The following is an 8,098-nucleotide window of genomic DNA, read 5'->3' on the forward strand; positions in this document are numbered from 1 at the left end:
GTGCCGATCAGGGTGAGGGTGGCGACGCGGCCGGGGTGGTCGAGGGCGAGGAGCTGGGCGATCCAGCCGCCGGGGCCGGCGCCGACGACGTGCGCCCGGGGCAGGCCGAGCGCTTCGAGCAGGGCGGCGGCGTCGGCCACCAGGTCGCGGAGGGTGTGGGACGGGGCCTCCGGGTCGCCGGCCGGCGAGCGGCCGGTGCCGCGCAGGTCGTAGCGGACGACGAAGCGGCGCAGTGCCGCGAGGCGCTCGCAGAGGGCGTCGGGCCAGGTGAGCATCGTGTTGCCGATCAGGAGCACCGGGACGTCGGCGGGGTCGCCGAAGGTCTCGGTGCAGAGGTCGACGCCGTTGGCGGTGATGAGCTTCTCCATGCCCGTACCGACTCCGGCGGCACCCGGAACTCATCGGGCGCCGCCGGAGTCGCCCTTCAGCCCTTCAGCCGTTCTGCCCTTCAGCCGTTCTGCCCGGCGGTCAGCGCGGCCAGGGTCGCGGTGATGTTCGCTTCGGCGGCCGCCTTGTCGATACCGGCTTCGGAGAGGATGCCGGTGCCGTTCTCGTGTTCGAGGAGGGCGAGGAGGATGTGCTCGGTTCCGATGTAGTTGTGGCCGAGGCGCAGGGCCTCGCGGAAGGTCAGTTCGAGGGCCTTCTTGGCGTCCTGGTCGAAGGGGATGAGCGCCGGGAGGTCGTCGGACTCCGGCGGCAGCGCGGCGGTGGCGGCCTGCCGGACGGTGTCCAGCAGGACGTCCTGCCCGGTGATGGCCTTGGCCGCGAGCGCCTCGGGCTCGGAGAGCAGGCCGAGGACGAGGTGCGCGGGGGTGATCTGCGCGCTGCCGGCGGCGCGGGCCTCGTTCTGCGAGGCGATGACGACGTTGCGGGCGCGGGTGGTGTACCGGGAGAAGCCCTGGGAGGGGTCGAGGTCCGGGGAGGCGTCCTTCGGGACGAAGCGCTTCTGCGCGGCCTGCTTGCTGACGCCCATGCTCGTGCCGATGTCGGTCCAGGACGCGCCGGAGCGGCGGGCCTGGTCGACGAAGTGGCCGATGAGGTGGTCGGCGACCTCGCCGAGGTGCTCCCCGGCGATCACCGCGCTGCTGAGCTGCTCGAGGGCGTCGGTGTGGACCTTCTTGATGGCGTTGATCAGGTCGTCCAACCGGACCTGGCCGATCGCCTGGGTGGGTTCCGTCATGCGTCAACCATAGGTTGACGATCGACGATCGTCAACCCGAGGTTGACGATTACCAGCCGGCGGCCCCCGCGAAGGTCGTCTCGTGCGGGTCGAAGCCGAGGGTCTTCCGCGCCGCCTCGATGTCGAGGGTGCGCTCCACGGCGAGATGGCCGATCGCGTACCGGGTGAGGCGCGGCGGTTCGGGGCGGCGGGCCAGCAGGAACGCGCCTTCGGCCGCGGCCGCGAGCGGGCGGGCGACGGCGGCCGGGAGGTAGACGGGCCTCGCCTCGATGCGGCGTTCGCGGAGGATCTCCCGGAACGCGTCGTCGATCACGACCGGGGCGGCGTCGGCGATGTTGAAGACGCCCGAGGTCACCGGGCCGGTGGCGGCCAGCAGGCAGGCGTGGACGAGGTTGCCGATCGAGGTCAGGCTGATGCGCTGGCGGCCCGTCCCGACGGCGGGCAGGATCGGGCCCCGGACGGCCGACAGGACGCGCGGCAGCAGGGTCGTGTCGCCCGGCCCGTAGACCGCGTGGGGGCGCAGGACGATCGCGCCGCGCTCCAGCGCCAGGCGTTCGGCGGCGGCCTTCGAGGCGCCGTAGGCGTTCATGTAGCGGGACACCGGGGCCTCGTCCTCGCGGGCCATGACGCTCGGGCGGAACGGGTCGTACACGCTGGCCGTGCTGACGTGGACGAACCGTGCGCCCGGGAAGGCGGCCAGGGCGTTGCGGGTGCCGGTGAGGTTGGCGGCGAAGAGCGTGCGGGCCGGTCCCCAGTCGGTGACGCTGCCCGCGCAGTGGATGACGGCGTCAACGCGCGGGGCGTCCTGGAGCGGGCCGCGGGTGAGGTCCCATGACCGGTAGAGCGCACCGCCCACATGGGCCTCGGGTGTCGCCGGACGGCGGCCGAACGCGTACGTCGTGACGCCTTGGGCCGCCAGTGCCCGGCACACCGCGCCGCCCACGAAGCCGGATGCCCCGGTCACGGCGATCCTCATGGCGATCTTCACGGCGTCACCAGGGCGCGGAGCCGGTCGCGGTCGAGCTTGCGGGTCCGGCCGGCGCGGGGCAGTTCGTCCAGGACGACGATGCGGTCGGGGAGGGCGTCGTGGTCGATGACGTCCGGAAGGGTGCGGTGCAGGCGGGCGTCGAGTCCGGGCGGGCCGACCACCGCGAGGACGACCTCCTCGTCCCCGGTCCGCGGGTCGGGGACGCCGACGATGGCCGCTTCGGCGACGCCGGGGAGCGCGGCGACCGATGGTTCGTACAGGCCGGGGTACAGGTTGAACTTGCCCCGGATCAGCATGTCCTTCTTGCGTCCCATGAGGACGAGGCGTCCGTCGTCCAGCCGGGCCAGGTCGCCGGTCGGGAGTTCGGTGCGGGGGTCCGCGCCGAGGTAACCGCGGCACAGGTTGGGGCCGGACAGCAGGAGTTCGCCGTCCTGCGCCAGACGCGCGCCCACACCGGGCAAGGGCGCGCCCAGGAGGTCGCCCGCCTCCGAATCCGTGTGCGCGAGCTTCTCCTCGGCCGACGCGATCGCCACCGGGAGGATCTCCGTCATCGCGTACACGGACAGGACCTCGGCGGACGGCGCCGCCGCGATCGCCCTCCGCAGGATCGGCGCGGGCGCGGGCGCCGCACCGAGCAGGACATGGCGGACGGACGGCGGCAGCTCCGGGACGACGTCCAGGATCTCCGCCAGATGGACGGGGACGCAGAACGTGTGCGTGGCGCCGCGCTCGCGCATCAGCCGGGCGAAGCCGGCCGGCGAGCAGAACAGCGGCGGCATCGACCAGCGGGCGCCCGCGATCAGCGTCGGCAGGCCGAGCATGAGCTGGTCGGTGTGCACGACGTCGCCGGGGCCGAGGGGCAGCCGGGCCCGGAACAGCTCGAGCGCCGCGGCGAGCGACGCCTGGGTGTGGACCACCGCGCGCGGGTCCGCCGTCGTCCCCGAGGTGAAGATGACGGCGGCGGGGGCGTCCGGGTCGGTGTCCCGGTCCGGCTCCGGAGCCGTGCCCCGGACCAGGCGGGCGAAGGACAGCGCGCCGCGCGGCACGCCCGGCAGGCGGCGGCCCACGTGGACGTGCCGCATCGGGCCCTCGCCGGGGATCCGCAGGTCGGACAGGTTCGGCAGGAGCAGCCCGCGCCGCCGCGCGTAGGCCCGGACGGGCCGCAGCCGGCTGCCCGCGTACAGCACCGATTCCGCCGCCGACCAGCGCGGACGCGCCAGCCGCAGCCGCGCGGTGAACATCTCGGGCCCGGCTCCCGGGTCGGCGAAGACGACCACTCCCCCGGCCGCGACCACGCCCAGCGCCAGGACGAGCGACTCCGGCGACGGGCGCACCGAGAACAGCACCCCGTCGCCCGCCGCGAGACCGTTGGACAGCAGCCCGTGCCGGACGGCGAGGACCTGCCGCCGGAGTTCGCCGTACGTCAGTTCCGTCCCGTCCCCGGCGATCAGCGCGACGGCGCCCGGGGTCTCGGCCGCCTGGTCGAGCAGCCGCCGGACGAGCGTCATGCCGCCGCCTCCGATCGGACGGCCAGGTACCGGTAGGTCGGGATCAGCACGCCGCGCGCCGCCGCCCGCCGCGTGACGACCAGCGGCGCGGCGGCGAGGAGGGTCCGGGCGGCCAGCCTGATCTGGGCCATGGCCAGCGGGTGGCCGATGCAGAAGTGCGGTCCGGCGCCGAACCACAGGCGGCGCAGCTCGGGCGGGTGCGGGCGGTCGAGGTCGAACGGGCCGTAGGCGCGGCAGCAGTTGTGCGTGGCGATCAGCACCCGGTCGCCGGGCCGGATCGCGACGCCCGCGACCGCGGCGGGCCGGTGCACGCTGCGCAGCATGACCGGCGTCGGCGTCGTCACGCGCATGGCCTCCTCGATGGCCCGGTCGAGCAGGGAGAGGTCTGCCGCGACGCGCGGCAGCTGCCCGTGGTCGGCGAGGAGCGCGATGAGGCGGGGCAGCAGCGTCGCGACGGTCTCGGTGCCGGTCAGGAAGAACGCGCCGGCCGCGCCGCGCGCCTCGTCCTCGGACAGGCCGAGGGCCCGCATCCGCCCCATGACCGTGGACTCGTCGCCGGTCAGGTACGCCTTGGCCGCGGTGTCGCCGAGCGGGTCGAGGACGCCGCGGGCGCGCCGCACCTGCGCCGGGGAGAGGCGGCGCGTCCGCAGCGACACCATCGCGACGATCCGCTCGCCCTGCTCGAACAGGTCGCGGTAGGCCGCCTCGCCGCCGCCCTCCAGGCCGATGACCTCGCCGATCACCGTGCCGGCCATGACGCGGGCGACGTCGACGAGGTCGACGGTCGCGCCGCGTGCGAGGCGGTCGGCGAGCCGGTCCAGGGGGCCGGCCAGCACCCGCGCGCACAGCGCCTCGGTGTAGGACGGGACGAACAGGTCGGTGAGGCGGCGCCGGAGCGCCCGGTGCGCCTCGCCCTCCATGTTGAGCAGGACGGACGGGCCCAGCACCGGCGTCCACAGTTCGCCGGGCGAGCCGGGTCCGTCCTTGCGGAACGTCTCGCCGTCCATCAGGACCTCGCGGGCCGCACGGGCGTCGTTCACCACCACGCCGACGCCGGGCACGTGGACGACGGGGCCGCGCCGGGCGACGGCGCGCAGCAGCGGGTACGCGAACGGGTGCGCGGTCGTGTAGAGCCGCTCCTCCCAGTCCACCGGATGTCCGCGGTTCACCGGATGTCCACGACGGCCGGGCGGTAGCGGTGGTCGGCGTACCAGCCGAGGGTCCTGACCAGCCCGAACGCGCGCAGCCGCCGCACCGACCCGTAGACGGTGACGTCCTTGCGCAGGCCGTAGGCGTCGGTGAGGTAGCGGACGCGGTTGACGAGCGCGCGGTCCTCGTGGACGTCCTCGATGCGGGTGCGCGGGAAGCCGCCCGACCGCTCGTACAGGTCGGCGGTGATGGCGACGTTGCAGCCCGGCATCATCACGTACGGGCCGAGGTAGAGCGGGTCCTGGTTGCCGGGGCGGAAGCGTCCGAAGAGGGCGGCGACGTCGATGACGGCGGGCAGCAGGCGCCGCTCCCAGAACTTCAGCTCGAACTCGTCGGTGCGGGGCAGCAGCGGGCCGGACACCATCTCCAGCCCGTCGCCGAACGCGCGCTTCACCGCCGCGATCCAGCCGCGGTCCGGCAGGCAGTCGGCGTCGGTGCGGGCGACGTGCGTGGCGCCGGCGCGGATCGCGTGCCGGACGCCCGTGTCGGCGGCGGCGCCCGTCCCCTTCTCCGGCTCGTGCACGATCCGGACGTCGAACGCGGGGTTCCCGGCGGCGAACTCCTTGACGGCCTGCACCGTCCCGTCGGTGCTGGCGTTGTCGACGACGACCAGGGAGAACGCGGTGTCGGTCTGCTCGGCGAGGCGGCGCAGCGTCGCGCCGATCGACCGCTCCTCGTCGTAGGCGGGGATGACGACCCAGAGGTTCACGGTCACAGCTCCGCGAACATGACGCCGAGGCTGACGCCGCCGGCGAGGCCGATGAGCGCGACGCGGTCGCCGGGGCCGCAGCGCCCCGCCGCGCGGGCGGTCGCGATCTGCAGCGGCAGGCTCGCGGACGCGACGTTGCCGTGCTCGGGCAGCGTCACGGTGATCCGGTCGGCCGGGATGCCGAGGATGGAGCGCAGCACCTCCAGGTACGGCAGCGTCACCTGGTGGACGGCGACGACCGCGAAATCGTCCCAGGTCAGGCCGGTCTTCTCCAGGGCCGTCGTGAAGATCTCCGGGCCGCTCGCGACGAACGCGTCCTTGAGCCGGCGCCCGTCGCCGCTGAAGTAGGTGTAGTCGGGGTCGCGGGGGTGCATCGAGCCGCCCGCCGGGAGCGTCCCGACCTGCCAGGCGCTGGAGACGGCGGCGAAGTCGCGGTAGAAGATCCCGCCGTCGGGGGCGGCCTCGACGAGCATGGCGGCGCCGCCGTCGGAGAGCGTGTAGCCGGCGAACGCGTCCACGAACTGGGCCCGGTCGCGGACGTTCCACCGGATCGCGCGGGACGGGCTCTCGCCGGTGCAGACCAGCACGCGCTCGTGCTGCCCGGTGCGGATCAGCGCGTCCGCCATCTGCAGGCCGTTGAGGAAGCTGTTGCAGGCGTTCTTCACATCGAAGACGGGGCAGGTCGCGCCGAGCTTGGCGGCGACGATGTGCGCGGTGGCGGGCTCGATGAGGTCCTGCGACGCCGAGCCGAAGACCAGCAGGTCGACGCCGGCCGGCGCGACGGCGCGCTCGGCGAGGACGCGGCGGGCCGCGGCGACGGCCAGGTCCGACGCCTGCTCGTCGTCGCGCATGACGTGCCGGGCGCGGATGCCGGTCATCCGCTCCACGATCGTGGGATGCGGCCGGTACCCCGCGCTCTCGGCCGCGACGCGGGCCTCGACCTCGGCGCTGGTGACCGTCCGCTCCGGCAGGTGCGCCGCGACGGCGGTGATGCGGGCTCTCATGGGCTGGGATCCCCCGGTTCCTCGTGCTCGGTGTCCGGCAAGCCTCGCCGGGGCCGGGCGCCTCCGGTGAGGGGAACCCTACGGAACAACCGCCGGGCGTTGTACCCGGTTCGCCGTGAGTACCGCCACTCACCCGGATTGAGTAGTACCGCCTTTTCGTCCAGATTCCCAACCCGGCACAATCACCGCATGACCAGCACAAAGATCCCCGCACCGGCCCGTACGGCGGCCCGTGCGGCGGCGCGGCATGAGGCGCGGCTGCTGTGGGAGGCGAACCCGTGGCTGTTCGCGCTGCTGGAGGCCGCGCGCCACACCGGGCCGATCGCGCGGGTCCCCCGGCTCGGCTGGGTGGTGACCGATCCCGTGCTGGCCCGGCAGGTCCTCAACGACCACGCCGCGTTCGGCATGAACGGCGAGGGCGGCGTCGGCCACCTGTGGACGCAGCTGTTCGGGGACGAGATGGGGCAGTTCTTCGGCGGCGCGCGGCACGCGGAGGTCCGCACCCGCGCCCGCGACCTGTTCACCGAGGAGGCCGCGCGGACCCTCGTCGAGCGCTCCCAGGGCCGGTCGCACGCCGCACTGGCGCACCGGCTCGCCGGCGGCGGGACCGTGGACGTCGCCGACGCCGCCCGCGTCCTCGCCGGGCGGATGGTCGCCGACCTGCTCGGCCTGCCCGCCGACCGGGGCGACGCCGCCTACCGCGCGCTGTTCGGCGCCGGGGAGCGGCTCGCCCGGCTGGCGCTCGGCACCACCGCCTCCACCGGCCTCGGCCCGGCGGTCGTCGCGCGGGCCCGCGGCATCGTGGCGGAGATCACCGCCGGCGTCCCGCACGCCTACCGGACCAACGGGCCGGACACCCTGCTCGGCCGCTGCCGCGAGATGGACCTCGGCCTGCCGCTCGCCCGCGGCCTCGCGACCCTGCTGGTCATCGCGGGGACGGAGACCGGCGCGTCCGGGACGGTGCGGACGGCGGCGCTGCTGCACGACACCGGCCGGCAGCGGGCGCTGCTGGACGACCCGTCCCTCATGGACAACGCCGTGCGCGAGGGCCTGCGCGTCGCGGCCCCGGCCCCGGTGATCGGGCGGCACGTGAGCCGGGACGCGACCGTCGGCGGACGGCGGCTCCGCGCCGGCGAGCGGGTGCTGCTGCTGACGTACCGGGCGACGAACGGCGCCGGGCCGTTCGACATCCACCGCGCCTACATCCCCGAGACGCGGCAGCTCTGGTTCGGCGGGGGCCGCCATCTGTGCCTCGGCGCGTCCGTCGCGCGCACGCAGGTCGCGCGGATGCTGGCGACGCTGCTGTCCGGCGGCCGCCCGTACCGGGTGGTGTCGCGGCGCGCGGCCCGCCGCGTGCTCGTCCCCGCCTACGCGGAACTGGCGGTGACGCTCACCTAGGGGCGGCCGGCCTAGACCTCGGGGATCACGACGGTCGGGGGCGCCGGCGTGGCGGGGGCCGTCGGCTGTCTCGTATACACATCTGACGCGGCCGACGACCGC

Annotated in this window: 8 protein-coding genes; 1 reads left to right on the forward strand and 7 read right to left on the reverse strand. The window is 74.9% G+C overall.

Features of this window, described 5'->3' with window-relative positions:
• The 7 genes from E1284_RS35985 to E1284_RS36015 all read right to left on the reverse strand — a co-directional run.
• Positions 1-368: alpha/beta fold hydrolase (locus tag E1284_RS35985; protein WP_131944625.1), on the reverse strand; the 368-nt coding region annotated here is incomplete at its 3' end.
• An 80-nt stretch (positions 369-448) separates the two neighbouring features.
• The gene (locus E1284_RS35990; RefSeq protein ID WP_131944626.1) at positions 449-1,180 is read right to left on the reverse strand and encodes a Clp protease N-terminal domain-containing protein; all 732 of its coding nucleotides are present in this window, start codon (positions 1,178-1,180) and stop codon (positions 449-451) included.
• Positions 1,181-1,229: 49 nt separating this feature from the next.
• The gene (locus E1284_RS35995; RefSeq protein WP_243714956.1) at positions 1,230-2,144 is read right to left on the reverse strand and encodes an NAD-dependent epimerase/dehydratase family protein; all 915 of its coding nucleotides are present in this window, start codon (positions 2,142-2,144) and stop codon (positions 1,230-1,232) included.
• A gap of 20 nt (positions 2,145-2,164) precedes the next feature.
• A complete protein-coding gene (locus E1284_RS36000) occupies positions 2,165-3,676 on the reverse strand; it encodes a class I adenylate-forming enzyme family protein (RefSeq protein WP_131944628.1) in 1,512 nt (503 codons plus the stop codon).
• The gene (locus E1284_RS36005; protein WP_243714957.1) at positions 3,673-4,845 is read right to left on the reverse strand and encodes a cytochrome P450; all 1,173 of its coding nucleotides are present in this window, start codon (positions 4,843-4,845) and stop codon (positions 3,673-3,675) included. Before E1284_RS36005 ends, E1284_RS36000 begins: the two co-directional genes overlap by 4 nt.
• Positions 4,842-5,594, reverse strand: a complete 753-nt coding sequence (locus tag E1284_RS36010; protein ID WP_131944629.1) for a glycosyltransferase family 2 protein — start codon at positions 5,592-5,594, stop codon at positions 4,842-4,844. The genes E1284_RS36005 and E1284_RS36010 overlap by 4 nt, the downstream gene beginning before the upstream one ends.
• 2 nt (positions 5,595-5,596) lie before the next feature.
• A complete protein-coding gene (locus E1284_RS36015) occupies positions 5,597-6,598 on the reverse strand; it encodes a 3-oxoacyl-ACP synthase III family protein (protein ID WP_131944630.1) in 1,002 nt (333 codons plus the stop codon).
• Positions 6,599-6,787: 189 nt separating this feature from the next.
• Here E1284_RS36015 and E1284_RS36020 point away from each other — a divergent pair, with 189 nt between their 5' ends.
• Entirely contained in the window at positions 6,788-7,996 is a 1,209-nt protein-coding gene (locus tag E1284_RS36020; RefSeq protein ID WP_131944631.1) for a cytochrome P450, read from the forward strand.
• Positions 7,997-8,098: the final 102 nt, after the last annotated feature.

Source organism: Actinomadura bangladeshensis, assembly GCF_004348335.1.
In the GTDB taxonomy this organism is placed as follows: Bacteria; Actinomycetota; Actinomycetes; order Streptosporangiales; family Streptosporangiaceae; genus Spirillospora; species Spirillospora bangladeshensis.